This window comes from Maricaulis sp., from assembly GCF_017642925.1.
Classification (GTDB): Bacteria; Pseudomonadota; Alphaproteobacteria; order Caulobacterales; family Maricaulaceae; genus Maricaulis.
The window spans coordinates 185,547-210,577 of record NZ_JAEPOL010000002.1; the positions used below are offsets into that span (position 1 = coordinate 185,547).

The 25,031-nt window shown below is 67.0% G+C and carries 20 protein-coding genes; 8 read left to right on the plus strand and 12 right to left on the minus strand.

Annotated elements, in window-relative coordinates; genetic code table 11:
• Window positions 1-43: 43 nt before the first annotated feature.
• From cydD to JJ918_RS02485, 3 genes are read left to right on the plus strand one after another with little or no spacing between them, the layout of a single operon-like run.
• Window positions 44-1,702, plus strand: a complete 1,659-nt coding sequence (gene cydD / locus JJ918_RS02475) for a thiol reductant ABC exporter subunit CydD (protein ID WP_291882784.1) — start codon at window positions 44-46, stop codon at window positions 1,700-1,702.
• Complete coding sequence (locus tag JJ918_RS02480; protein ID WP_291882786.1) at window positions 1,699-3,357, plus strand: ATP-binding cassette domain-containing protein; 1,659 nt, start codon at window positions 1,699-1,701, stop codon at window positions 3,355-3,357. The genes cydD and JJ918_RS02480 overlap by 4 nt, the downstream gene beginning before the upstream one ends.
• Window positions 3,358-3,405: 48 nt before the next feature.
• On the plus strand, window positions 3,406-3,852 hold the full coding sequence (locus JJ918_RS02485) for an Rrf2 family transcriptional regulator (RefSeq protein WP_291882788.1): 447 nt from the start codon (window positions 3,406-3,408) through the stop codon (window positions 3,850-3,852).
• Here the strand turns inward: JJ918_RS02485 and rfbA are convergent.
• The 3 genes from rfbA to JJ918_RS02500 form a co-directional block, all read right to left on the minus strand.
• Window positions 3,849-4,715 carry a glucose-1-phosphate thymidylyltransferase RfbA gene (rfbA, locus tag JJ918_RS02490; protein ID WP_291882792.1) on the minus strand — a complete coding sequence of 289 codons (867 nt, stop codon included), beginning with the start codon at window positions 4,713-4,715 and terminating at the stop codon, window positions 3,849-3,851. The genes JJ918_RS02485 and rfbA overlap by 4 nt on opposite strands.
• A 100-nt stretch (window positions 4,716-4,815) precedes the next feature.
• Window positions 4,816-5,748, minus strand: coding sequence for a proline racemase family protein (locus tag JJ918_RS02495; protein WP_291882795.1), 933 nt, complete (start codon window positions 5,746-5,748; stop codon window positions 4,816-4,818).
• A gap of 11 nt (window positions 5,749-5,759) precedes the next feature.
• Window positions 5,760-6,707, minus strand: coding sequence for a dihydrodipicolinate synthase family protein (locus tag JJ918_RS02500; protein WP_291882798.1), 948 nt, complete (start codon window positions 6,705-6,707; stop codon window positions 5,760-5,762).
• 143 nt (window positions 6,708-6,850) lie between these two features.
• On the opposite strand from JJ918_RS02500, the gene JJ918_RS02505 reads away from it, so the two are divergent.
• Window positions 6,851-7,819: a nitronate monooxygenase family protein gene (locus JJ918_RS02505; protein ID WP_291882800.1), complete on the plus strand. Its 969-nt coding sequence runs from the start codon at window positions 6,851-6,853 to the stop codon at window positions 7,817-7,819.
• A 17-nt stretch (window positions 7,820-7,836) separates the two neighbouring features.
• Complete coding sequence (locus tag JJ918_RS02510; RefSeq protein WP_291882803.1) at window positions 7,837-9,288, plus strand: carotenoid oxygenase family protein; 1,452 nt, start codon at window positions 7,837-7,839, stop codon at window positions 9,286-9,288.
• A gap of 16 nt (window positions 9,289-9,304) precedes the next feature.
• Here the strand turns inward: JJ918_RS02510 and JJ918_RS02515 are convergent, their stop codons facing one another.
• Window positions 9,305-10,291, minus strand: a complete 987-nt coding sequence (locus JJ918_RS02515) for a helix-turn-helix domain-containing protein (protein ID WP_291882805.1) — start codon at window positions 10,289-10,291, stop codon at window positions 9,305-9,307.
• Window positions 10,292-10,441: 150 nt separating this feature from the next.
• Here JJ918_RS02515 and JJ918_RS02520 point away from each other — a divergent pair, with 150 nt between their 5' ends.
• Genes JJ918_RS02520 through JJ918_RS02530 form a run of 3 tightly spaced genes read left to right on the plus strand, consistent with a single transcriptional unit; the run spans window position 10,442 to window position 14,825 of the window.
• Entirely contained in the window at window positions 10,442-12,115 is a 1,674-nt protein-coding gene (locus JJ918_RS02520) for a class I adenylate-forming enzyme family protein (RefSeq protein ID WP_291882807.1), read from the plus strand.
• A complete protein-coding gene (locus JJ918_RS02525; RefSeq protein ID WP_291882808.1) occupies window positions 12,112-13,356 on the plus strand; it encodes a thiolase family protein in 1,245 nt (414 codons plus the stop codon). Before JJ918_RS02520 ends, JJ918_RS02525 begins: the two co-directional genes overlap by 4 nt.
• The gene (locus JJ918_RS02530; protein WP_291882810.1) at window positions 13,353-14,825 is read left to right on the plus strand and encodes a class I adenylate-forming enzyme family protein; all 1,473 of its coding nucleotides are present in this window, start codon (window positions 13,353-13,355) and stop codon (window positions 14,823-14,825) included. Before JJ918_RS02525 ends, JJ918_RS02530 begins: the two co-directional genes overlap by 4 nt.
• Here JJ918_RS02530 and JJ918_RS02535 read toward each other — a convergent pair.
• The 8 genes from JJ918_RS02535 to JJ918_RS02570 all read right to left on the minus strand — a co-directional run bounded on the left by JJ918_RS02535 (window position 14,806) and on the right by JJ918_RS02570 (window position 24,970).
• A complete protein-coding gene (locus JJ918_RS02535) occupies window positions 14,806-15,261 on the minus strand; it encodes a PaaI family thioesterase (RefSeq protein ID WP_291882812.1) in 456 nt (151 codons plus the stop codon). The genes JJ918_RS02530 and JJ918_RS02535 overlap by 20 nt on opposite strands.
• Complete coding sequence (locus JJ918_RS02540) at window positions 15,258-16,973, minus strand: aldehyde dehydrogenase family protein (RefSeq protein WP_291882815.1); 1,716 nt, start codon at window positions 16,971-16,973, stop codon at window positions 15,258-15,260. Before JJ918_RS02540 ends, JJ918_RS02535 begins: the two co-directional genes overlap by 4 nt.
• Before the next feature lie 109 nt (window positions 16,974-17,082).
• Window positions 17,083-18,795: an alkaline phosphatase D family protein gene (locus tag JJ918_RS02545; protein WP_291882818.1), complete on the minus strand. Its 1,713-nt coding sequence runs from the start codon at window positions 18,793-18,795 to the stop codon at window positions 17,083-17,085.
• A 71-nt stretch (window positions 18,796-18,866) separates the two neighbouring features.
• The gene (locus JJ918_RS02550; RefSeq protein ID WP_291882821.1) at window positions 18,867-21,560 is read right to left on the minus strand and encodes a TonB-dependent receptor; all 2,694 of its coding nucleotides are present in this window, start codon (window positions 21,558-21,560) and stop codon (window positions 18,867-18,869) included.
• Between the two features lie 138 nt (window positions 21,561-21,698).
• On the minus strand, window positions 21,699-22,736 hold the full coding sequence (locus JJ918_RS02555) for a FecR family protein (RefSeq protein ID WP_291882823.1): 1,038 nt from the start codon (window positions 22,734-22,736) through the stop codon (window positions 21,699-21,701).
• Window positions 22,733-23,245 (minus strand): sigma-70 family RNA polymerase sigma factor, encoded by a 513-nt coding sequence (locus JJ918_RS02560; protein ID WP_271187601.1) that lies wholly within the window; start codon window positions 23,243-23,245, stop codon window positions 22,733-22,735. The genes JJ918_RS02555 and JJ918_RS02560 overlap by 4 nt, the downstream gene beginning before the upstream one ends.
• A gap of 115 nt (window positions 23,246-23,360) precedes the next feature.
• Window positions 23,361-24,431 (minus strand): FecR domain-containing protein, encoded by a 1,071-nt coding sequence (locus JJ918_RS02565; RefSeq protein ID WP_291882826.1) that lies wholly within the window; start codon window positions 24,429-24,431, stop codon window positions 23,361-23,363.
• A complete protein-coding gene (locus JJ918_RS02570; RefSeq protein WP_291882828.1) occupies window positions 24,428-24,970 on the minus strand; it encodes an RNA polymerase sigma factor in 543 nt (180 codons plus the stop codon). Before JJ918_RS02570 ends, JJ918_RS02565 begins: the two co-directional genes overlap by 4 nt.
• Window positions 24,971-25,031 lie beyond the last annotated feature (61 nt).

Consider the following 25,031-nt stretch of genomic DNA (forward strand, 5'->3'; position numbering starts at 1 on the left):
GCGCAACGGGCGAAACGTCGCACATGGAATCCGCACGGGCTGCATGACCGCAAAGACCGATACGCAAACGGCGGCCGCTGCCCGCCTGAAAGGCTGGACACGCGCTGCGCAGCGCGATGTGCGGCTGGCCGAACTGGCGATCCTTCTGGACACGCTCGCGGCCATCGCCTTTGCGCTCGGCTTTGCCACGGCGATCTCGGCCCTCGTGGACGGACGCAATGCCCTCCCCGCCCTCCTGGTCGCGGGCGCGGCGCTTGTCGGCCGCGGCGGTTTCAACTGGCTCCGCTCGCAGGCGTCCGAGCGGGCCGGACAGGGACTGGTCGCGGCGGCACGGCAGGATATGGCCCGTCTGGCGGCAGGGATCGGCCCGGCCCTGTTCGACGGTGCGGCCGGCGGTGAACGCACGGCGCAGCTGGTCGATCGCACCGCCATTCTTTCCGGCCATGCCGCCCACTGGCTGCCGGGCCGGACTGCCGCCGTCATTACCCCGGTCCTCGTGGTCATCGCCATCTTCACCCAGAGCTGGCTGGCCGGCGCGCTGATCCTGGCCTCGACCGTGATGCTGCCGGTCTTCATCTGGTTGACGGCGTCGGAAACTGCCGCCCTGGCCCGCGCTCAGCAGGGCGCGCTCGATACGCTCGCCGGAACCTTCGAGAGCCGCGTAAGGATGGCGGGGACGATCCGCGCCTTCAACGGCGTGACGCGTGAAGCCGGCGTCATCGAAACGGCCGCAGACGAGCTGGCGCGCCGCACCATGGCGATCCTGCGGGTCGCCTTCCTCTCGACCGCCGTGCTGGAGTTTTTCGCCTCGATCTCGATCGCGCTGGTGGCCGTCTATGTCGGTTTCAAGCTGCTGGGGGTCTTCCCGTTCGAGACTTTCGAGACCCTGACCTTGCGGGAGGGGCTGGCCGCCCTGGTTCTGGCGCCGGAGTTCTTCGCGCCCGTGCGCCAGTTGTCCGCGCTTCACCATGCGCGCAGCGATGCCCGGGCCGGGGCGGAGTCCCTCGCCCAGCTTGCCGAGATCGGGGATATAGCCCCCATCGTCCGGCTCGACGCGCTCGGCCCGGCACCACGGATCGTCTGGCGGTCCGCCGATCTGGCCCGCAGCGGGCAGACCGTTGTCCGGGATTTCAATGCCGTTGCCGAGCCGGACCGGATCACCCTGCTGTGGGGACCGTCCGGATGCGGCAAGACATCGGTGCTGATGTCGCTGCTGGCGCTGGCCGAGCCGGTTGGCGGGCAAATCCGTATCGACGGCGAGATCCTGCCGGCCGGCCACTCGCTGGCCAGCTCCATCGCCTGGATCGGACAGAAACCCTGGGCACTGGAAGGCACGATCCGCGACAATCTCCGCCTCGCCGCTCCGGACGCGGACGATGCCGCTTGCCTGGCTGCGCTCGATACAGCCGGGTGCGACTTCATTGCGGACCGGCCGGAAGGGCTCGACATGCGGATCGGCCCCGGCGGCAGCGGCCTCTCCGGCGGCGAGCTGCAGCGGCTCGCCCTCGCCCGGGCCTTGCTCGCAGGCGCGCCTGTCCTGCTGCTGGACGAACCTACCGCCCATCTCGACGCCGAACGCCAGGATGCGCTGCTGGCAACCCTTCGCCAGATCGCCTCCGGGCGAACCGTGATCATCGCCAGCCACGACCCTGCCGCGCGCGCCATCGCCGATGCCGTCATTGCGATGGAGCGCCGCTCATGATCGCGCTGTGGACGCGGCTGGGTCGGCCATTCCGCGGCCGGATCGCGCTGGCCTTTCTGCTGGCCACGGCTGGCGGCGCGATGGCCGCGCTGCTGCTGGGCGTATCGGGCTGGTTCCTGACGGCCAGCGCCATCGCCGGCGCAGCGGGCAGTGCCTATGCCTTCAACCATCTCTATCCGAGCGCCACGGTGCGCGGCACCGCGATGGGGCGCATCCTGGCACGCTATGGCGAACAGCTGGTCGGGCACGATGCCACGCTGCGCCTGTCGGCGCGGCTGCGGCGCCACCTGTTCGAGGCTGAGGCGCGCGCCCGCGCCGGTCTGGCAAGACCCGCATCGGACAGTCTGGCCGTTTTCCTGGATGATGTGCGTCTCGCCGAGGGCGCCCTGCTCCGCCTGTGGCTGCCCGCCGCCAGCGCCGCCGCGGCAGCCCTGATTGCGCTGATATTTGCCGGCCTGGCCGGCTGGGCACCGCTCGCGGTCGTCGCCGGCGGACTGATGCTCGCGCTCGCGGCGGGCCGGTTCGGCATCGCCGAGCAACGCCGGATCGATGCGCGGCTGCAGACACTGAACGACCGCTACCGCCGCGAGGCCGCCGGTCTGATCGAAAACCGGATCGAGCTGGAGGCGCTGGGCCGGTTCGGCGCTGCGGCCGGGGCACTTGGATCGCTGTCCGCTGAAACGGCCGGACAGACGCTCACCGCCGGCCAGCGCACACGGCTGGCCGGCGCCTTCATCGCCGTCCTCGGCGGCCTGTCGGCGACGCTGGCAGTCATGCTGGGCAGCGGCGCCACAGTACCGCTTCTCGCCGGAACGGCGCTGTCGGTCCTCGCGGCGCACCAGAGCCTGGCCATCGCGCTGGGCGCGCTGACGGCTTATCCGGCGACCGAGCTGGCCCTGTCGCGGCTGAATACGCGCATTGCGGCGCCGGCGGCGATTGCCGAGCCGGCCGAGCCCGTGCCGGCGCCCGGCACAATCCTGCCCGTCAGAACCCGCCAGTTGCAGATCGGTTTTCCCGGAGCAGCGCCGCTGTGCGAAGTGCCGGATCTCGATCTGGCGGCGGGCAGTGTTACCGAGGTCACCGGCCCGTCCGGCTGCGGCAAGACCACGCTTCTGGAAACCCTCGCCCGCCTCCGCCCGGCCCTGGACGGAAAACTGGACTATGCCGGGCTTGAAGCTGCAGGCCTGCGCGCGGCCGCGGTCCGCCAGCACACGGGCTTTGCCCCGCAAATGCCCGACACGATGTGCGGCACGATCGCGGATGCGCTGCGGCTGGCCCAGCCGGATGCCGACGATGCGCGCCTGCTGGAGGCCTGCGGGACCGCGCTCTTCATGCCGGTGGTGACGCGCTCGCCGGACGGGCTGTATCAGCCGCTCGACGAGGGCGGCAGCAATCTGTCCGGCGGCGAGTTGCGGCGCCTGGCCATCGCCCGGGCCATTCTGCGCGGTCCGGATCTTGTGCTGCTGGACGAGCCCTTCGCGGGCCTGGATGCGCCCATACGCGAGACACTGGCCGCGAATCTCGGCGCTTGGGCGCGCAGCCATGGTGCCGCGATCGTGCTGGCGACCCATATCCCCGACGCGGCCCTCTGGCCGGGCCTCACCTACCGGCAAGTCCCGCTGGCGCCGTCACCGAAGCGTCACACGAGTAGCTGACGCCCGCGAATTGCGGTATGGTTTTTACCGGTATTTCAAGGGCAGGTTATGCGGCTTACCAGTTTCACCAATTATGCCTTGCGGATGTTGCAGTACACGGCGCTGCGCGGCGAGCGCATCAGCCGGGTGACGGACATCGCGATGATCCACCAGGTCTCGGTCCACCACATGGTGAAGATCGCCAACCTGCTGGGCCGCGAGGGCTATCTGGAGACGATCCGGGGCCGCAGCGGCGGGGTTCGCCTGGCCCGGCCCGCCGACACGATCACCGTCGGCGAGGTGGTCCGGCTGACCGAAGCGCCGCTGGAACTGGCCGAGTGTTTCAATGACAAGTCCAACACATGCCCGCTGATCGGCGTGTGCCGGCTGTCGAAGACCTGGCGCAAGGCACTCGACGCCTTTCTGGAGGTGCTCGACGGGGTGACCATCGCCGATATTGCCGGCAATCGCGGTGAACTCACACAGCGGCTCGCACTGGATGCGGACGGCGGCTAGCCGCCGACCAGCCGCTGCAGATAGGCGCCGTATTCCGTCTTCAGCATCGGCTGGGCCAGACGCAGCACCTGCTCGTCATTGATGAAGCCCTGACGCCAGGCGATCTCTTCCAGACAGGCGACTTTCAGGCCCTGCCGGGTCTCGATCGTTTCGACGAACTGGGCCGCCGCCAGCAGTGACTGGTGGGTTCCGGTATCGAGCCAGGCATAGCCCCGGCCCATCAGATGGCCCTTCAGCAGGCCGTCGCGCATGTACATCTCGTTGAGCGTGGTGATTTCCAGCTCGCCACGCGCCGACGGCCGGACCTCGCGCGCCCGGTCGCAGACCGTATTGTCGTAGAAATACAGCCCCGTCACGGCGAAGTTGGACTTCGGCTTGGCCGGCTTTTCCTCGATCGAGACAATGGTCTGGCTGTCGTCGAACTCGGCCACGCCATAACGTTCCGGATCGGCCACCTGATAGGTGAAGACCTCGGCACCGCGCGTCAGGCGGGACGCATCCTTCAGCAACCCCTGCAGGCCGTGTCCGAAGAAGATGTTGTCGCCCAGGACGAGGGCACACGGCTCGCCGCCAATGAAGTCCTCGCCGATAATGAAGGCCTGGGCCAGGCCTTCCGGGCGTGGCTGCACCGCGTAGGAAAAATTCACACCCAGATCGGCGCCATCGCCCAGCAGGCGCTGGAAGGAGGCCTGGTCTTCCGGTGTCGTGATGATCAGGATATCGCGGATACCCGCCAGCATCAGCGCGCTGACCGGATAGTAGATCAGCGGCTTGTCATAGACCGGCAGGAGTTGTTTCGACACGCCCCGGGTCACCGGATACAGGCGCGTCCCCGAGCCCCCGGCCAGCACAATACCTTTCACCGCACGTCTCCCGCTTGCATTTGCCACCGCGACCAGTTCCGGCGGCACGGTTGTCTAGCCCCGGATGCCCGTCTTCCGCAACCATCCGTCCACCTCCTCGTCACAGAATGCCCAAACGGAAAGGGTCTCTGGCGTCATCGACCAGCCGCGTATCGGCGAACACATGGGCCGTTCCGGTGACGACCGGAATGATCCCGCCCGCCGGCGCCGGCCGGTAATGGCCCGAGAACCGGCTGCCAATGATGCTTTCCTGCACCCAGATCTCGTCCGGTGCGAGACGATTGCGGCGCGCCAGGCAGGCCAGTTTGGCACTCGTGCCGGTCCCGCAGGGCGAACGGTCATAGGCACCGCCCGGACAGAGGACGAAGTTGCGGCTGTTGGCCCCGGGCCCGGCGTCTGCCTTCGAGAAGAACTCGATATGGTCGATCTCGGCCCCTCCGAGGCCCGTCAGCCCGTTGGCTGCCAACGCCCGGCGCACCGACCATGCTGCGTGCGTCAGTTCGGGGATGTTTGCGGGTACCAGCGGCAGCGGAGCGTCCTCGGTGAGGAAGAACCAGTTGCCGCCCCAGGCGATATCGCCGCGCACCCGCCCGAGGCCCGGCACATCCAGCTCGACACCTTCGGTCATGCACCGGCTCTCGACATTCTCGAACCGCACGGTATTGGGATCGATCAGTTCGAGCTCGATCACGCCGACCGGCGTGTCGATCCGGTGAAGGCCGGGCGCCATACGGCCCATCCAGGCCAGCGTCGCCGCCAGCCCGATCGTACCGTGGCCGCACATGCCCAGATAGCCGGACGTGTTGAAGAAGATGACCCCCGCCGTACAGTCGGGCGCGTCCGGCTCGCACAACAGTGCACCGACCATGGCATCCGAACAGCGCGGCTCCAGCACAGCCATCGTGCGGTAGTGATCGAACCGGGTCCGGAAGCGCTCCAGCCGGTCCTGCAGCGGTCCGCTACCCAGGTCCGGCCCGCCCTCGACGATCACCCGCGTCGGCTGGCCACCCGTATGGGAATCGATGACCCGCATTGCGGCGGTCCTCAGGACGCGGCGCCGGGCCAGCCGGCCCACCAGGTGCGAAACTGCCGCCAGGCATTGTCGATGAACGCGGTCTGCGAAGCGCTCAGCCGGTCATGAGCATAGAGCTGGTGCTGGTAGGCCTTGTGCCCCTCCAGAACCATCAGGCGCTTGTAGTAGAGAACGAGGTCCGGCCCCTCGTCGAACCGCGCCAGAACATCCAGCGCCTCCGACAATTCCCGGGCCAGACGCCGGCTCTCCGGATCGCCACCGGCTGCGCGGCGGCAAAGCTCGACCAGGCGCAGGACTTCCGCCGGCAGGGCATTGCCGACGCCGGTAATGGCGCCCGTCGCGCCGCAATTTACATAGCCGTGGAAGACCTGGGTATCGACGCCGACCATCAGCGTCAGCGCGTCATTGCCGGAGGTGATGGTTTCCGCGGCATAGCTCAGGGCGCCGGCACCGCCGAATTCCTTGAAGCCGACGAGATTGGGATAGCGGCCGTGCAGTTCGAAGAAGAGGTCGGCCCGCGTCTCGAAGCCGTAGTAGGGGCTATTATAGATCACCGCGGGCAGACCATCGGCCGCTTCGAGGATGGCCGAGAAATGTGCGTGCTGGGCCGCCGGTGAACTTCCACGCGACAGGACGCGGGGTATGACCATCAGGCCGGCCGCCCCGGCCTCGACCGCATGACGTGTGATCTCGACGGCGCGCCGGGTATTCTGTGCGCCGGTGCCGACGACAACGGGCAAGCCTGCCGCGCAAAGGCGCGCCACGCCTTCGCAGCGCTGCGCGTCAGTCAGAAGCGGCCAGTCGCCCATCGAGCCGCAATAGACCACGGCATCCATGCCGGCATCGACAAGACCGCGGCCCGTTTCAACAAGCGCATCCCAGTCTGGGATCCCGTCCGCACTGCACGGTGTCATCAGGGCCGGCATGCAGCCGGAAAAGATCTGCTTGTCGACGCTCATACGGCTCTCCCTCCAAGCCTCGGAGCGGGAAGCCTAGCCCGGAATTTCCTGTGCGAATACGGATTTTGACCGGCGCCGGCAGAAGCGCTTGTCCTGCAGATCATCAGCGAGTATGGTTATGAAAGTTGAGTTGGAGAGCCCGCGTGTCACAGTCCGAGATCGCCGCCCGCCTGAAAGCCCGCATGCGCCTTCCGGCCGTCGTCGCACCCATGTTCCTGGTATCCGGCCCGCAGCTGGTCGCCGCCACGCGGGCCGCCGGGCTGATGGCCTCCTTCCCCTTCCCCAACGCCCGCACCATCGATGTGCTGGAGGAATGGCTGGCCGCGACCCATGCCGACAATGCGCGCGCGCCTTTCGCCGCGAACATGGTGACGCATTCGACCTATGGCCGCTTCGATGCCGAGCTGGAGCTGGTGAAGCAGTACCGGCCCGATGTGGTGATCACCGCACTGGGCGGGCCGGGCCGGGTGGTGGACGCGGTCCACGACTATGACGGCCTGGTCTTTGCCGACGTCAACAATGTCAAATTCGCCCGCAAGGCGATCGAGCAGGGCGCTGACGGTCTCGTTCTCGTCGCTTCGGGCGCGGGCGGACACACCGGCGCCATGTCCAGCTTCGCCTTCGTGACCGCCGTGCGCGAATTCTTCGACGGCCCGGTCATGCTGGGCGGTGCCATCAGCAATGGCCGCTCGGTCCGCGCCGCCGAAGTCCTCGGCGCCGACTTCGCCTATATGGGCACCCGTTTCATCGCGGCCGAGGAGAGCCTGGCGGACACCGAATACCGCGACATGCTGATCGCGGCCGAGTTCGAGGATCTTGTCCTGTCCGACAAGCTGACCGGTGCACCGGCCCACTATCTGCGCGCCAGCCTGGAGAAAATGGGTATCGGCGCGGACGGATCACGCGGCAGCGGGCCGGACTTCGCCGACAGCGAGAACCAGGTGAAGGCCTGGCGCGATGTCTGGTCGGCCGGTCACGGCGTCGGTTCGGTGAAGCGCACCCAGCCGGTCGCAGAGATCGTGGACGAACTCGCGGCGGAATACGCCGCCGCTTGCGCCACACCGGTTCACGACACGAACACCAAGACGACAACGGCGGCCCTGGCAGGCTGACCGGGAGGAGACACCCCATGACCATGATCCAGACCGAATTCGAGCGCGACGAGCTGACCGAACTCAACCGGTTCAACCCCTATCTCAAGGGCATCTATGCCCCGGTCCGCAAGGAAGTGACGGCGCTGGACCTCGAGGTCGAGGGCGAAATCCCGCGCGACCTCTACGGCGCCTATCTGCGCAACGGACCGAATCCGCTGAATGCGCCGGAGGGGATGCACCACTGGTTCGACGGCGACGGCATGGTGCACGGCATCTTCTTCGAGAACGGCAAGGCGGAATACCGCAACCGCTATGTCCATACGCGTGATCACGAGGCCGAACGGGCCGGTACGCTGGATGCCGGCGGCATTCTGGAACCGATCCGCCGCGAACGCAGCGCGCTGACCACCTACAAGGACACGGCCAATACCGACATCCTCATCCATAACGGCACCGCGATGGCGCTCTGGTATGTCTCGGGCCAGCCGGTGCGGATGGATCCACGCACGCTGGAGACCATCCGGACCGAAACCTTCGCAGGCCGCCTTCCCAAGAATGTGTCGGCGCATTCCAAGGTCGATGCCCAGACCGGGGAATTCCTGTTCTTCGACTACGACCTTTACAATCCGGTGATGTCGGCCGGCGTCGTCTCGGCAGACAATGAGCTGAAATGGTTCCGTGAGGTCGAACTGCCCGGCCCGCGCCTGCCGCACGACATGATGATCACCAAGAACTACATGATCCTGATGGACCTGCCGGTCGTGTTCACCGAGGCCGGCCTGCGCAACGGCATGTGGCAGATCCATCAGCCGAAGAACCAGCCCGCCCGTTTCGGCGTCGTGCGCCGCGACGGCACCGGCGACGTCAAATGGTTCGAGACCGAGCCCTGCTACATCTATCACGGCTGCAATGCCTGGGAGGAAGGCGACAAGATCGTCTTCTATGCCTGCAAGATGGTCGATAACGGCCTGCCGCCCAACCCGGAGTTCGGCCCCTATGCGCCGATGGCCGCGGTTCTCGCCCTGCAGGCCGAGCTGCACCGCTGGACCTTCGACATGAAGACCGGCCAGACCACCGTCGAACATCTCGACGACCGCCGCACCGAATTCCCCGTCGTCAATCTCGACCTCATGGGTCACAGGACGAAATACGCCTATCACGTCACCATTCCCAACACGCACACCCAGGTGTTCGACGGGCTGGTGAAGTATGATCTGGAGAGCGGAAACGGTATCGAGCACCGCTTTGCCGACGGTGTTTACGGCGCCGAGCCGGCCTTTGCGCCGCGGGTCGGCGCAACGGAAGAAGACGATGGCTATGTCATCACCTTCCTGACCGACAGTGCGACAGGCCGGTCCGAAGCCCTGATCCTCGATGCGCGCGATTTCGGCGGCCAGCCGCTGGCGCGTGTGAAGCTGCCCCAGCGCGTGCCGGCCGGTTTCCACGGCACCTGGGCGCCGGGCGACCAGATCGCCGCGGCATCCTGACCGGAAAGCCGGGAGATCAGCGGGTGGAGAACACCTGCTGATCGCCACCATCGACGGGCTCAATGGTGAAGTCGACCTCGGTGGGATCGAGCGGCTTGTGGCAGTTCGAACAGGCCATGACCGGCTTGAGCGGTTCGCCGCTGTCGCGATGGAAGAGCAGCAGCGGCGGCCCCTCCGGCGTCAGATACCAGCGGTCGCCCCACACCATCAGCATCACCAGGACCGGGTAGTAGTCGATCCCCGCTTCCGTCAGCCGGTATTCATAGCGCGGCGGCGCATCGGAATAGGCGCGCTTGTGGATCAGCCCCATATCGATCAGCCATTGCAGCCGGTCGGCCAGGATATTGGTCGCGATCGCCGCATCCTTCTGGATCTCGTCATAGCGGCGGAAGCCGGTGAAGATGGAGCGCAGGATCAGCGAGGCCCAGCGGTCGCCCAGCACACGCAGGATGACGTCGAGCAGATTATTGTCCGCGCCCTGTTCCTCGCCGCGCGGCTTGCGCCGGCGGCTGTGCCGCGGCGTCACCCAGCCCATGCCCGGGCCGTGCTTCCAGCTGACATCGCGCGCATTGAATTCGCGGCCGGCCGACAGGCTGAAGGGTACGGGATCGATATGGTCGCCGCCGCAGGCCCGATGCGTCAGGCGCACCTTGAACTTGGCCTTGGCGGCGCCCCATTTCTGCTCCCAGCGCAGCATGGCGAGGGCGACCCAGTAAAGATCGCGCCCCTTCTCCGTCATGATGTACTCGTAACGGGGCGGCCGTTCGCAATAGAGACGCTTTTCCAGCAGGCCGGCCGCCACCATCTGTTTCAGCCGCTGGCTGAGCAGCGCCTTGAGCAGACCGGTGCGCTTCTGAAAGCCGTCGAAACGCCGCTCGCCGAGCCAGACAGCCTCGAGGATCAGCATGGTCGGCACATCGCCGATATCCTCGAGTGCACGCCAGATCGAGCAGCATCGGACGAGTTTCAGATCGGCAGGCGGACGGGTCATCATGTGGGTCATGCGTCACTTATATAGTCAAACTTACTTGGGCGTAACACCGGGTCTGTGCGACAGTTTGCCGGCCGCACGGAAGAATGCACTTGGCAGACGGCGCGGGAATTGGTTTGATTAAGCAAGTAACAAGAACAGACCGAGACGGGAGGAGCCGCAATGACGGCCACGACGCGAGAGGCGCGCCATCGCCAGTACCGTGACAAGGGCTGGTGGGGAGACGAGACGCTCCACACCGCCTTCGACAAGGCTGTCACAGCAGCCCCCGGCCATGTGGCCATTGTCGATCCGCCGGATTGCCGCACACTGATCGGCCGGGATCCGCAACGGCTGAGCTATCAGGACATTTCCAACGCCTCGCACAATCTTGCGGCGCGGCTTGCACAGAGGCGAATTGGCCGCGGCGATGCCGTGCTCGTCCAGCTCCCCAATACGGTCGAGCTGTCAGTGCTCTATCTCGCCCTGTCGCGCCTTGGGGCGATCATCAGCCCGGTGCCCATGCAGTATGGCCGGCACGAGATCGGCCACATGTCGCGCGAGCTCGATGCGAAGGCCTTTGTCGGCATCGAAAGCTTCAAGGGCGAGGCCGCCGCCGCGCGCATGACCGCGGCACTGCCGGACGCCGTGCCCGTCCTGACGTTCGGCGGTTCGGGCGAAGGCGAGACTGCCCTGGCGGTCGACACGTCTGAACCGCGCATGCTGATGCCGTCGGCCGGCGAAGCGGACGATATCTTTACCGTGTGCTGGACATCGGGCACCACAGGCACACCGAAAGGCGTGCCGCGCACGCATAATCACTGGTTCTCCCAGGTCATCGCGATCGAGGACACGGTGCCGCTCGAGCCGGGCTCGGCAATGCTGAACCCCTTCCCGATGACCAATATGGCAGCGCTGTCCGGATTTTTCTTCTACTGGCCGCTGATCCAGGCGACGCTGGTGCTGCACCACCCGTTCGACCTGCCCACCTTCCTGACCCAGCTCACCACCGAAAAGGTCGCCTACACGATCGCACCGCCGGCCGTGCTGAACCTCTTCCTCCAGAACACCGACCTGCACGACAAGTTCGATCTGTCGGCGGTGAAATACATCGCTTCCGGCAGTGCGCCGCTGGACCCCTGGATGGTGAAGGGGTTCCGCGACAAGTTCGGCATCGAGATCATCAATTTCTTCGGCTCGAACGAGGGGATCGGTCTGTGCGGCGGCCCGGCCGAAGTGCCGGACCCGGAACAGCGCGCCACGCTCTTCCCGCGTTTCGGACGCGAGGGCATCGACTGGGACAACCGCTTCGGCCAGCGCTTCGAGACCAAGCTTGTCGACTGGAACGACAATGACCGCGAAATCCTCGAACCCGGCGTGCCCGGCGAAATGCTGATCCGCGGCCCCAATGTCTTCAACGGCTATCTCAACGATGCCGGACAGGATGTCTTCGATGGCGACGGCTATTTCCGCACGGGCGATCTGTTCGAGATTGCCGGCGAGGGCGATCTGTCGCGCTACTACCGCTTCAAGGGCCGCCGCAAGGAGCTGATCATCCGGGGCGGCATGAATATCTCGCCGGAAGAGCTGGACGGTCTCATCAGCGCCCATCCGAAGATCCAGGAAGCCGCCGTCTGCGGTTATCCCGACGCCGTGATGGGCGAGAAGGTCTGCCTCTTTGCCGTGCCCAAGCCGGGCGAGAACCTGACCCTGAAGGACGTTACAAGCTTCCTGGAGGACGAAGGCGTGGCCAAGTTCAAATGGCCGGAAAAACTGGTTCTGGTCGATGCCCTGCCGCGCAATCCGCTGAACAAGGTGGTGCGGTCGGAACTGCGGGAGCAGCTGGAGCCCGCATGACCCGGATCTGCATTGCCGGCACCGCGATGACGGCCATGGGCAAACAGCCGGCCGCCAGTGTGAAGTCGCTGACGGCGCAGGCCGTTTCGGCGGCCCTCGCCGATGCCGGTATCGATGCCGGGCGGATCGAGGCGGCCTGGTTCTCCAACACCCGTCAGCCCATGCTGGAGGGCCAGAACACGATCCGCGGCCAGATCGCGCTGCGCGCTGCGGGGATTGAGGGCATTCCGGTCAGCAATGTCGAGAATGCCTGTGCCAGCGGGTCGACGGCGCTGTGGCAGGCGGCGACGGCGATCCGCGCCGGCCTGTTCGAGACCGTGCTCGTGGTCGGGGCCGAGAAGATGTTCTTCCCGGACCGGCCCGAAGCGGTCGCCGCTGCCTTCATGGGCGGCACGGACATCCACCGGATCGACGACATCCACGCCGCCGTCTCGAACCTCGCCGCCGATCTCATCCCCGAGGACCTGCGCGGGGCAGGCACGGCAGGCCGCAGCTTCTTCATGGACAGCTATGCCGCGCTGGCCCGGCTGCACATGCAGACTTTCGGCACGACCCAGGCCCAGCTGGCCGCCGTCGCCGCCAAGAACCATGACCACTCGGCCCACAACCCCCTCGCCCAGTACCGCACGCCGATGAGCGTCGAGGCCGTGCTGGCCGATCCGCTGGTCGTCTGGCCGCTGACCCGCGCCATGTGCGCCCCGATCAGCGACGGTGCCGCGGCCGTCGTCCTGATGGCCGACAGCGCCCTGCCTTCAGCGGCACGCGCCCGCGCCGTCACCCTGCGGGGCCAGGCCCTCCTGAGCGCGACCACGCGCGACGCGGCGGACTTTGCCAATCATATCGGCGCCCGCACCGCGAAGGCAGCCTATGAACAGGCCGGGATTTCACCGGCCGATATCGATGTCGCCGAAGTTCACGACGCCACGTCCTATGCCGAGATCCAGCAGGTGGAAAATCTCGGTCTCTGCCCGATCGGCGAGGGCGGCCCCTATGCCGAGGCCGGCCATACGCGCCTCGGTGGACACACACCCGTCAATCCCTCGGGCGGGCTTGTGTCCAAGGGCCATCCCGTCGGTGCCACCGGCCTGGCGCAGATCCACGAACTCGTCACGCAATTGCGCGGCGAGGCCGGGACGCGCCAGGTCGAGGGCGCACGCATCGCCGTCGCGGAGAATGGCGGCGGCTTTCTCGATGTCGAGGAAGGCGCGACCGTCGTGTCCGTGCTGGAGCGCGCGGCGTGACGCCGGTCGTCCTCGCCTTTCTGGAACAGGCCCGCCGCACACCGGATGCGGTCGCGGCGTCCGACGATACCGGCGCGACAGAGACCTACGCCTCACTGGCCCGCCGGGGCTGCGCACTCGCCGCCGGGCTGCAGGCCAGGCTGGGCACGGATACCGGCCGCATCGTCGCCATCGCCGCCAAGAACCATGTCGAACACCTCGTCGCCCTGATCGGGGTCTTCCTGTCCGGCCACACCTGGCTGCCGCTCAACCCGCGCAGCGCCCGTCCGCTCAATGACGGTGTGTGCGAGCGCCTGAATCCGGCACTCCTGATCTGCGACACGGCCTGCGCCGACTGTGTGACGACCGATGCCTCGACGCTCTGGTTCGAGGCCGGATCGCCGGATGGCCTGAACGCGCTCTCTGCAGACGCTGACAATTGGCGCCAGCCGGCTTTGGCGCCGGACCATGTGATGAGCGTGAAGCTGACCGGCGGCACCACCGGCACGCCCAAGGCCGTCGCCCAGACACAGGGCATGATTGCGACCGTCGTCAGCGATCTGGTTTCCGTCTTCGCACTTGGCGAGACCGACACCAATCTGGCCGTCGCGCCGCTGTCGCACGGCGCCTTCCATCTCCTGTTTCCCCTGCTGACGACCGGCGGACGGCAGGTCATCCTGTCCACCGCCGACACGACAACCGTGCTCGACACGATGGAGCGCGAAGCGGTCAGCATCGCCTTCATGCCACCCACCCTGATCAACAAGCTGGTCGCCAGCGGCGGGGCCCGCCCGGACCGCTTCCCCGCCCTGCGCCAGTTGATCTACAGCGCCGCACCCATGCCCCCGGCCCAGATCGAGGCGGCACAGGCCGCCTTCGGTCCGCGCATCGCCGCGCTTTACGGCCAGGTCGAGGCGCCGATGGCGATCACCGCCATGACAGCGGCCGACATGCGGCCGGGCATCCGGCTGCAAAGCGCCGGCCGGCCCTGCCCCTCGACACAGGTCCGGATCAAGGATCCCGGCCCGGACGGGACCGGCGCGATCCAGGCGCGCGGTCCGCTGGTCGCCACACGCTATCTGACCGGCGAGCCCTTCCCCCTCGACGAAGGCTGGCTGGACACGGGCGATCGCGGCTTCCTGGACGATGAGGGCTTCCTGCACATACGCGGCCGCAGCCGCGAGATTATCATCACGGGCGGGTTCAACATCTATCCGGTGGAGATCGAACGCGTGCTTGCCGGTCTTTCCGGTGTGCGAGAAGTGTGCGTCTTCGGCGTGGCCGACGATTACTGGGGCGAGCGGATCGAGGCGGCCATCGTCGCCGACCCGCATGTCACCGACACCGCGCTTGGCGATGCCGTGCGGGCCGCCATCGGCGCCGTTGCCGTGCCCAAGGCGTGGCACCGCACCGACGCCCTGCCGCGCAATGCGGTCGGCAAGGTCGTCCGGCGCGAGGTCGCAGAGCGGTTCAGCGCGGCCGCGGCGTGATCATCATGCTCGCCGAAGCGCGAGCATGCACCCGGCCTTCGCCCGTTGTCATCTCGCACTCGGCCACGGCCATGCGCCGCCCCTTGTGGACGATCCGCGCCTCGACGGTCAGCGGACCGGCATCCAGCGGCGCCGCCCTGAGATAGCGGATCTGCAGGTCGGTGGTCGCGAACTGCTCGTCCGGCCCGACCAGCGAGAGGAGCGCGCAGCCGGTCGCGGCATCGGCCAGCCCGGCCATGACACCGCCATGCACGCCCGCCATCAGGTTGGCGTGACGGTCGGACACCGGACATTCAAGACGCACCGTCCCCTCACCGAATGCAACCACCTGGAAGCCCAGCAGCCCGGCAAAGCCGGGCGCCAGCCCCTCATCGATCCAGCGGCGCAGGATTTCCGCACCGTCCAGACCGTTGCGCACGGCCAGGTCGAGGCTCATTCCGCCGCCTCCGCCGGACGCGGTTCGCGGAACTGCACGATCCGGAAACGCTGGGCGACAAAGGCGAGGTCGGCCAGACAGGCATTGCCGGCCGGGTTGAGCCCGGTGACGTGATAGTCCGAATAGGCCGCCGCAAAATTGATCGGCATGCGCTGATCCATGTTGATCCACAGGGAGGCACCGGCATCGGTGAAGGCATCCTGGGCGCGCTCGATGAAGTCGCGATCCGAGGAATAGAGATAGGAGGAGATGGCACCGCGCGTGCGCGCCAGTTCGGCGGCATGGGCCAGTGCCGCATCACGGTCCGGCTCGCGGATCAGGAAACAGACCGGCGCAAACAGCTCCTCACCGAACAGCTCGGTTTGCGAGGCCTCGACCTCGACGACGAGCGGGGTCGCAGTCCGTGCATCCGGGAAGTCCGGATGGGCATAGGCCCGGCTCTCCAGCACCACCCGGCCGCCGGCCGCGAGAACGCGGCTGCGGATGTCTGCCAGGATGTCGAGGGATTGCTGCGCCTGGACCGCGCCGCACAGGGCAGCGGCTCGCGCGGGGTCCGCCGTGCGCGCCGCGATCGTGTCGGCCAGCGCCTGCCCGAAGGCTTGGAAGGACATCGAGCCGCCGTCAGGCAGCGCGACACCGTTAGCGGGGATATGGACGTTTTGCGGGCTGGTACACATCTGGGCCGAGAAGCCGCAGAACCCGTTCGCCAGCCCGCCGATCATGCCGTCAGGATCGGCGAGCGACTCGACCACCACGCCATTGCAGCCCGCCGTTTCGGTATAGACCAGCCGGTCGCGGCAATTCTGCTCGATCCACAGGCCGAAGCGCTGGCTGCCGGTATAGTCGATGATGGCGCAGTCGGGATGCTCCAGCAGGGCGATAGTGACCGGCGCTTCGCGCTCGTCGGCCGCCATCAGCACCATGTCGGGATCGAGACCGGCCTTGACCAATGTCTCGCGCATCCGCGTCACCGCCATCGCGACCGGCAGGATGCCATTGGGGTGCGGCTTCAGGATGACCGGATTGCCCGTCATCAGATTGGCGAACACGGCCGGATAGGCGTTCCAGAGCGGGAAGGTGGCACAGCACACCACGACCGCAACACCGCGGCCGCGTGTGCGGTAGGACTTGTCCAGCGATACCACACCGCCCCGGCCGAAGGATTTGCTCCAGCCCGCGCTGGCCGGCACATCCCGCAGCGCCTTGTAGGCATAGACCAGGGCCTCGACGCCTCGGTCGAGCGCGTTGGCGCCGCTGCCGGAAAACGCCATCAGATAGGCCTGCCCCGCCGTATGCATGGTGGCATGGGCGTTGGCGAAGGCCTGTTCTTCCAGCGCAAAGGCCATCTCGAAGCAGATCCCGGCCCGTTCCTCCGCATCCAGAGCCTGCCAGCCCTTCATCGCCCGGCGCGCCGCGGCGAACAGCACATCCGGATCGCAATCGGGATAATCGATGCCCAGCGGCTTACCGGTATAGGGCGACACTTCGTGGCCGATCCGCCCGGTCTCGCCGGGCTGGTCGAAATCATAGGGTTTGCCCAGCAGGGCCTTGAACCGCGCCAGCCCCTCCTCGGCCCGCCCCGGGGCATGCAGCTTGCCGCTCGGCGACTCGACAAAGGGGCTCCAATAGGCCCGGCTGGCGCACGCGGCCAGCCCGGCTTCGAGATGTGCCTTGTGCTGTTCGTAAAGTGCCCGTGCGGAGGGAGACGCCATCATTCATGTCCTTGCAACCGGACGCCGGAACTCCGCCGCCCAAGTGAGTATGGTTTTGCAAGCAACATATACGGTGGGACCGCCTCTCCGCAAGACTCTGACATCTGAACTAGGGCGTCTCCAGATCCAGGCCGGCCGTGCCGATGCGCGAACGGGCGGTCAGGAGGCGGGAGGCGGTGTAGTCGCGGTCGCGCACCGTGCTGACGCCGACATAGTCCGCCTCGATCTCGTCGCGGCGGGCGGTGATCAGGATGAAGCCGCGCTCGCGCACATTGGTGAAGCGGATATCGCGATTGGTCTCGACCAGCGCGCGCTGGGCAATGGCGTAGATCGTGTCCTTGTCGCCATTGATATAGCTGTAGCCGGTCGGCGAGGTGATGCCCGTCGTGCCGAACTCGACGCCCACCCGTTCGCCATCGGCCGGGTGGTGCAGCTCATTGGCCCAGAACATGTGACTGTCGCCGGACAGCACGACCAGATTGGCGTCCGCCGCCCGGGCTGCGTCATAGAGCCGGGTGCGCGCGGCCGGATAGCCGTCCCAGCTGTCCAGCCCGATCGGCAGGCCGAGCCGCGAACGCTCCAGCCAGGCCGCGGCATAGCCGCCGGCCTGCAGCGTCGCGGTCACCACGTCTTCCGGGAAATGGCGCATATAGTCCGGCGAGCGCATCTGGGCCATCACGGTCTGGTTGGCCAGGATCTGCCAGGCGATACCGCGCTCGCGCGAGGCCCGCATCTGCGCCGCCAGCCAGGCTTCCTGCGGCGCGCCCAGCATGCTGCGTGACGGGTCGGCCAGCACCTCGCGCTCGAAGCGGGCGATATCCGGCTCGCCGTCGCGCACGGGCATGTCGCGGTCATAGCTGAGCTGTTCGTCGCGGCCGGTCAGACGGCTCTCGATCACCAGCACCGTGCCGATCTGACCGAAATCATAGACCCGGTTGAGACGTTCGGCCGCCTGGCCGGCCTCGGGATCGCGCATCGGCATCCATTCGAAATAGGCGGTCAACGCCGCATTGCGGCGAGCCAGCCAGCGGCCCTCGGTTTCCGGATCGTGATTGCCGGCCCCGTCGGCCCAGCTGTTATTGGCCGTCTCGTGATCGTCCCAGATGGTGATGAAGGGCGCGGCGGCATGGGCAGCCTGCAGGTCCGGGTCGCGGCGATAGAGCGCGAAGCGCGCGCGGTAATCGTCCAGCGTGACGATCTCGTGCTGCGGCTCCAGCAGGCGGCCGAGCTCGCGCCCGGTGGCGCCGTCATACCCGTCTTGGCCATACTCGTAGATATAGTCGCCGACATGGATCACGGCATCCAGCTCGCCGGCTTCGGCGATCTCGCGATAGGCGTTGTAGAAACCGGAGACATAGTTGGCACACGAGGCCAGCGCGAGGCGGACCGGCGCATCCCCGCCGGCGGGCAGCGTCCGCGTGCGGCCGACAGCCGACACGGCCCCGCCGGCATGGAAGCGGTAGAAGTAGGTGCGGCCCGCAGCCAGACCGCGCACGTCCAGCTTCACGGTGAAGTCGCGGGCGGCGGAAGTTTCCGCGGCGCCCTGGCGCACGATGCGGGAAAAGCCCTCATCCTCGGCCAGTTCGAACCCGACAGTCAGCGAGCGGACATCGTCTTCCGGCACGGCCCGTGTCCACAGGACGACACTGTCGGAACGCGGATCGCCGCTGGCGACGCCCCAATCGAAGCGGGCCGGGCTGTCGGCCCTTGCCTGTGAGGGCAGGCCGCCGCCCAGCACGGCAAAGCCGCCACCGAGAACACCCAGCACGCCGCGGCGTGTGGCAGACAGGAAGGCAGGAGAGGTCGGGCGGGAGCCGGTCATGGCAGTCTCCGGAAGTCGCAAAAGGCAAAGAGAAAGGCGGGCCGGGCGGCGAACCGCCCGGCCCGGCCGGATCAGAAGTCGTAGCTGAGATTGATGCGGAAGATGCGGGGCAGGCCCGGCATCACGGCCACTTCCTTGTAGACCTCGGCCGACGGCGTGAAGTAGCGCTCGTCGAAGAGGTTATCGATATTGGCCGAGACCGTGAACGCGCCCACTTCCAGGAAGCCGGACATGCGGGCCAGCGTGTAAGCCGGCAGCTCGATATCGCCGGTCATGATGCCGCCGGTCTCGGACACATAGGTCGCGCCGGCCGTGATGCCGGCGAGCATGTCGTGACCGCCATAGCTGAACGGGTCGGTCGTGTAGGTGCCGAACAGGCTGAGCACGGTTTCCGGGATGGTGTTCAGCTCGTAGCCGTCGGCGAGATCGGCAAAATAGCCGGCATTGTTGAAGGCAAAGGTGCCGCCATAGCCGGCCACAGGATCGACGCCGAACAGGTCCGGACGCACCTGCAGGTATTCACCATTGCCGGCGCCGGGCGCATCGACCCGCGTCTGCTGGATGGTGGCCGAGCCGATGAAGGCCAGATTGTCGGTCGCCAGCCAGTGGATCTCGGCCTCGAACCCTTCCGCCGTGGTGCCGTCGACATTGCCGAACATGTCGGCCTGGCGGCGGTGCTGCTCGTAATAGGCCAGCCCGCCGAAGAGATTGCCGTCCAGCAGCGAGAACTTCACGCCGACTTCACGCAGTTCCGATGGCGAGATGTAGAGACCGGCCTCGATGGTCCCGACGCTGACACCGCCGGTCTGGGTGGATTCCAGAGCGCGCGGCTCGGCATAGGTGATGTAGGGCGTGAGACCGAAGGGCGTCTCGTAGCGCACCGACAGCGACCAGGTCATGGCGCCGTCACTGTCCGAGACCAGCGTATTCGCCGTCCCGAACACCGTGGCGCCGGTATTGATCGCCTCGACGTCGAAATGGTCGTAGCGCAGACCGGCCAGGACGCTCAGGCGCTGGAACAGGGTGATGTCGGAGACGGCAAAGACCGCCTGCGAATTCCACTCCATGTCATGGCGCGAGTCCCAGATGATCTCGCCGCTGGCATCGCGCGGCAGCGCAATCCGGTCGGTCGCCGTCGGCCCCTGCGAGAGATCGCGGCGGTCCAGGGCGATATAGCCCGACAGGAAGCTCTCATACTGCTGGGCTTCATGCGTGCGGTAGGCGGCCCCCACCACGCTGTCGGCGCGCAGGTTTTCCCCCATCTCGGAGTGGAAGCTGTAGCTGCCGCGCAGCTCGACTGCCGTCGCTTCGTAGTCGGCGCCGAAGCCGAAACTGTTATAGCGCTGGTTCTCGATGTGATCGCGGAAGATCTCGACGGCGAAGCGGTTGCCATTGTCCGCCTCGTGCGCAAGCGAGGCGTACCCCGTCAGGGTCTCGCTGTCATTATAGTCGCCCGGATCGGCGAAGATGTTGCTGCCGTCCAGCGTCGTCGTGCCGACACCGGTATCGAGCGCAAACTCGGGACGATTGGCGCCGCCGTATTCCTTGATCTGGCGAAGGTTCGACAGTCCCCAGCTGGCACCGACAACCGCATCGATCTCCGAATAGCTCAGATATCCGTCGCCATCGATGTCCTGCAGGTCGGTGTCGCGGCCGGTGATATAGGTGCCATCATCGATCAGCGCCTGGGTGACGCGGTTCCAGCCCGGCGTCTGGATCTGGCCGGACTCGTCGAAGTACATGGCGTTGAGCTCGACGCTCCAGTTGCGGCCCAGATCGGAGACATAGGTCGCCTGGATATTGGTGTGCTCGGGCTCGATGAAATTATAGTAGGAGCCGGAATCCTCGAACTCGCCGAACAGGTGGAAACCGCCCTGGCCGGCCGGGATCGCCACTTCACCCGACACGACACGGCGGTCATGGGACCCACCGGAGACGGTCACCGAACCGGTCACGGCATCGACATAACGCCCGTCAACGCCGTCACGCGCGGTGCGCGGAATGAAGTTGAGCAGGCCACCCACCTTGCCCGGACCATAAATCGGCGAGGACGGACCGCGCAGCACTTCCACATAGGCTGCCGCGCTGAGATTGGACGAGAAATTGCCGCGGTTCTCGATGCGCTTGAAGCCCTGGAAATAGGTATCGGCCAGGGTGCCGCGCACATTCAGATTGCCCGGAACGCCGAAGAAGCTGGCCGTGAACGTGCCCGGCACGGCGGCCAGCAGATCGTCGACATCTTCCATGCCGAAACGGTCGATCGTGATCTCGCTGACCCGGCTCGCCGAGCGCGGCGTTTCCAGCAGGGAGCGGGAAAGACCGGTCAGCGAGTCGGTCGCCTCGGTCTGCAGCTGGTTGAGCGGATCGACGCGGGTGCCGGTGACCTGGATCGCCTCGACCTCGTTCTCGCGGATCGTGCGGGAGGGCTGGGTCGTCAGCGGTTCGATCACCACGGCGCCGTCGGCGGTGACCCGATAGCCCAGATTGGTCCCGCGCAGCAGGATGCCCAGCGCCTCGAACGGCTCGGAGACGCCGGACACGGAGGCCGAGCGCAGCCCGTCCAGCAGCGGCCCGGGCGCGACGATCACGAGGCCGGTCTGCGAGGCCAGTGCATCGATGGCGCTGTCCAGCGGCTGGGCCGCGATACGGATTTCGGCATTGACTGCCGGCGCCTCCTGCGCGGCCGCGCCTGTCGCTGCCAGCAGCGCGGCGGCCAGCGCGGTGGAAAGAAGCCGGACGCGCCGTCCCGTGTGTCCGTTACTCATGGTGAAACCCCTCTCAAAAGGAAGCCCGGCGGGCTTGATCGAAACCAGGCAGACCGGCCTTGCCGTCCGGTCTGCCTCCTTTTGACGGGGAGCCGTGTCAGCTCTTTTCACGTGCGGGAGAAGTTTCGCAAAAACTTCTTATTCAGCGGGCCCGGGACGCCGGATCACGAAGCCGCCATCCCCGGTCCGGACAAGCTCCAGACCATGGCTCAGCGCAATGCCGGACAGGGCTGTTTCCAGCTGGTCGATGCGGAAGGACGACGTCACGCGCAAGGCGCCGAGATCGGCACTGCCCAGGCGCACGCCGCCGGCATGATAGCGGTTCACGTCGGCGACGATGTCGACGAGCGGCGTGTCGCGATAGGCCAGCCGGGTCTGCATCCAGCGGGCGGCCTGGTCCGGCTGCATCTGTTCACGCTGCCAGGGCGCGCCGGCCTCGGCGACAATGCGGTCGCCGGCCTGCAGCACAGCATCGCCGCCACCCTGACCCTGCACCCTGACCCGGCCTTCCACGACGCCCACCGCGGTCGTGCCGGAGGAGCGATTGACCTCGAACACGGTGCCCAGCACCGTCGCCGACAGGGTGCCGGCCTGCACGGTAAAAGGCCGGCTCTCGTCGCGGGCGACGTCGAACAGCGCATCGCCGCCGGATACCAGGCGCACCGCCCGTGCATCGCGGCCGAAATCGACCCGGATCGCGGTGCGCCCGCCCAGCGTGACCCGGCTGCCATCGGCCAGTTCGACCTCGCGGATTTCACCGATCGCGGTGTGATAGACCTGCGTCCGGCCGGCGCCCGGCGCTGTCACAAGCGGATCGCCCGGCAGGGTGAAGAACACGACAAGCGCCAGCGCCGCCGCGGCCAGGCCCGCGCCACCTGCAGCCAAGAGCCCCCGGGAGCCCAGAACCGCCTGCAGCCAGGACCGTATGCCACCGCCGCCACGCACAGCCCGCCGCTCACGCGCCGCAGCGCGGTCCAACGCCTGGGCATTCAGGGTCTCGTCCCAGCCCAGGTCCGACCACAGCGCATCGACCTGCGCAAAGGCGGCGGCATGCGCCGCAGACGCATCGAGCCAGTCGCGCAACGCCCCGGCCTCGGCCGGGGTCAGCCCGGCAAGCTGACGGACGTGCCAGTCGCGCGCCTGCGTGGCGATCGGGGTTTCCTCGGCTGCGCTCATTCTTCCTCATCCGTCGCGAGTGCGGCCTGCAGGGCCGTCAGGGCCCGGGCGATCTCGCGGCTGATACCCGCCTGCGACAGACCCGTCTCCTGCGCAATCTGCCGGTAGCTCAACTCCTCGATACGGCTCATCACGATCAGGGTGCGCTGGCGCTCGGGCAAGGCCCGGATCGCCGCATTGAGACGCGAAAACCGCTCCTTGGAAGATAAGACGTTTTCAGCCGTTCTTTCTTCCACCCGGGCAAGCAGCGGATCGGTTTTCTGCCGTTCGGCATGGCGCTGGCGCACGCCCATCTTGCGCAGCTCGTCGATCATCCAGTTGCGCGCCATGGCGAACAGGAAAGCCCGCGGCCGTTCGACACGCGCCGCCGCGCCCAGTTCGATATATTTTTCGAAAGCGATCTGGATGGCGTCGTCGGGATCGGGCGGGCCGTCTCCGAAACGCCAGCGCAGCGCCTGGCCAAGCGCGGCGCTGTGCTGTGCGTAAAGACGTTCCAGTGCGGCCTTCATGGACAGGGCTCCCGCCGGTCGCGCTGCCCATATCAAGCCGCCGCACCGCCCGCAATGGCGGCGTCAGGGGTATCGCACCGGCGTGCAACCCCCTGATGTCGCGCGGCCGTCGGCCTTACCCGCGCCAGTCGAGCATGATCCGGGCGGTATCGTCCTCGCGCTCGGCTTCGAGCGGATAGATCGTCGTCACGGCCGACAGGAAGTTCTCGACCGAACCCGCCCAGAAGGTGCCGCTGACGCGCAGATCGCCCAGATCCTCGTCCGCAAGAGCGATCTGCTGGCGCGAGTAGCGATTGACTTCGGCGACAGCGGCCGACAGCGGCTCATTCTCGAATACCAGACGCCCGCGCCGCCAGCTCATCGCGCGGTCGAGGCTCTCCGCATCGACCTGTTCGGCGACAACATCGCGGCCGGCCAGGCGCTGGCCCGGCTCCAGCTCGACCACGCGGCCGGCCTCCTCACCGTCGCGGGTGACGACTTCGGCCACCTCGACCCGCCCTTCCAGCAGTGTCACCGACACGTCATCGCCATCGATCCGCACCTCGAACTCGGTGCCGATGGCGGTGATCCGGCGATCGCCGGCCAGCACCACGAAGGGGCGTTCGGGATCGTGGGAGACGTTGAAGACGGCCTGACCGCGCAGCATCACGATCTCGCGTTGTTGCGGGCTGAAGGCGAGGCGAACCTCGGTGGAGGTATTCAGCTCGACCTGCGAACCGTCTTCCAGCGGCACCGTCGAGCGTTCGCCGACAATGGTCTCGATCGTGTGCTCGGGCGGCGGCATGCGGACCGACGCCATCTCCGCGACGACGGTTTCGCCGGCGCTTTCCAGACCGGTTCCCATGCGCCAGCCCGGCTGCACGAAGAGCGCTGCGCCGATCATCATCACCAGACCGGCCGCCAGGGCCATCGCCCAGACCGGCGGGCGCGCACGCCGGCGCCGTACGCTCTCGATCAGCGCATCGCGCCGCAGCGCTTCGAAGGCCGGCGAATGCTCGAGCGCGGCGCTGGCGCTCCAGGCGTGACGCACGGCGTCATAGGCCGAGCGGTTGGCGTCGCTCTCCTCGATCCAGATGCGGAACGCCTTGCGGGTCGCGGCCGAGCAATCGGCCTTGCGCATCTGGACGAGCCAGTAGGAGGCCTGTTCGTGCCGGTCGGCGGCGGGATAATTCACGGCCGTGCTCATACCGTCCGTCCCTTCATGCGACGGGTGATGGCGGCCAGTGCCTTGATCATGTGTTTTTCGACCGTACTCACGGAAAGACCCATTGCATCAGCGATTTCTCGATACTTCAGACCATCCAGACGATGCAACAGAAAGATTGTTCGAGTCTTCTTCGGCAACCTCTGGAGAGCCGCCTCGATCCGGCGCAGATCGTCGCGCACGACGGCCATCCGCTCGGGGGATCCGCCCCCTTCGCCATGGAAGGCCTCGTCGAAGGGTTCGTGCATCTCGCTCTGGCGGACGCGCGCCCGGCGCGCCTTGTCGCGCAGGAGATTGACGGCGATCTGGAAGATATAGGCCTGCGGATTGTCCATCCGCGAGGCGTCCTCCATCTGCGCGAGGCGGGCGAAGACTTCCTGCACCAGGTCCTCGGCATCGGACGGCGATCCGGTGCGGCGCAGGAAGAAGCCGTTCAGCGCGCCGGAATAGTCCACAGCGACGGTTTCCAGCCAGCGCTCGGACGTTCCCGGCAGTGTTTGTGTCAGTCGTGGCGCCTTCATTGCCGCCGTCCCTTTTCCCTGCGCCTGAAAGCGCAAGTCAGCGCGGGCCGGAAAGCCCACG

Bases quoted from the DNA above. Each gene is read 5' to 3' on its own strand.
- cydD (WP_291882784.1), top strand. From the start codon at position 44: ATGACCGCAAAGACCGATACGCAAACGGCGGCCGCTGCCCGCCTGAAA.
- JJ918_RS02480 (WP_291882786.1), top strand. From the start codon at position 1,699: ATGATCGCGCTGTGGACGCGGCTGGGTCGGCCATTCCGCGGCCGGATC.
- JJ918_RS02485 (WP_291882788.1), top strand. From the start codon at position 3,406: ATGCGGCTTACCAGTTTCACCAATTATGCCTTGCGGATGTTGCAGTAC.
- JJ918_RS02495 (WP_291882795.1), bottom strand. From the start codon at position 5,748: ATGCGGGTCATCGATTCCCATACGGGTGGCCAGCCGACGCGGGTGATC.
- JJ918_RS02500 (WP_291882798.1), bottom strand. From the start codon at position 6,707: ATGAGCGTCGACAAGCAGATCTTTTCCGGCTGCATGCCGGCCCTGATG.
- JJ918_RS02510 (WP_291882803.1), top strand. From the start codon at position 7,837: ATGACCATGATCCAGACCGAATTCGAGCGCGACGAGCTGACCGAACTC.
- JJ918_RS02515 (WP_291882805.1), bottom strand. From the start codon at position 10,291: ATGACCCACATGATGACCCGTCCGCCTGCCGATCTGAAACTCGTCCGA.
- JJ918_RS02520 (WP_291882807.1), top strand. From the start codon at position 10,442: ATGACGGCCACGACGCGAGAGGCGCGCCATCGCCAGTACCGTGACAAG.
- JJ918_RS02525 (WP_291882808.1), top strand. From the start codon at position 12,112: ATGACCCGGATCTGCATTGCCGGCACCGCGATGACGGCCATGGGCAAA.
- JJ918_RS02535 (WP_291882812.1), bottom strand. From the start codon at position 15,261: ATGAGCCTCGACCTGGCCGTGCGCAACGGTCTGGACGGTGCGGAAATC.
- JJ918_RS02540 (WP_291882815.1), bottom strand. From the start codon at position 16,973: ATGGCGTCTCCCTCCGCACGGGCACTTTACGAACAGCACAAGGCACAT.
- JJ918_RS02545 (WP_291882818.1), bottom strand. From the start codon at position 18,795: ATGACCGGCTCCCGCCCGACCTCTCCTGCCTTCCTGTCTGCCACACGC.
- JJ918_RS02550 (WP_291882821.1), bottom strand. From the start codon at position 21,560: ATGAGTAACGGACACACGGGACGGCGCGTCCGGCTTCTTTCCACCGCG.
- JJ918_RS02555 (WP_291882823.1), bottom strand. From the start codon at position 22,736: ATGAGCGCAGCCGAGGAAACCCCGATCGCCACGCAGGCGCGCGACTGG.
- JJ918_RS02560 (WP_271187601.1), bottom strand. From the start codon at position 23,245: ATGAAGGCCGCACTGGAACGTCTTTACGCACAGCACAGCGCCGCGCTT.
- JJ918_RS02565 (WP_291882826.1), bottom strand. From the start codon at position 24,431: ATGAGCACGGCCGTGAATTATCCCGCCGCCGACCGGCACGAACAGGCC.
- JJ918_RS02570 (WP_291882828.1), bottom strand. From the start codon at position 24,970: ATGAAGGCGCCACGACTGACACAAACACTGCCGGGAACGTCCGAGCGC.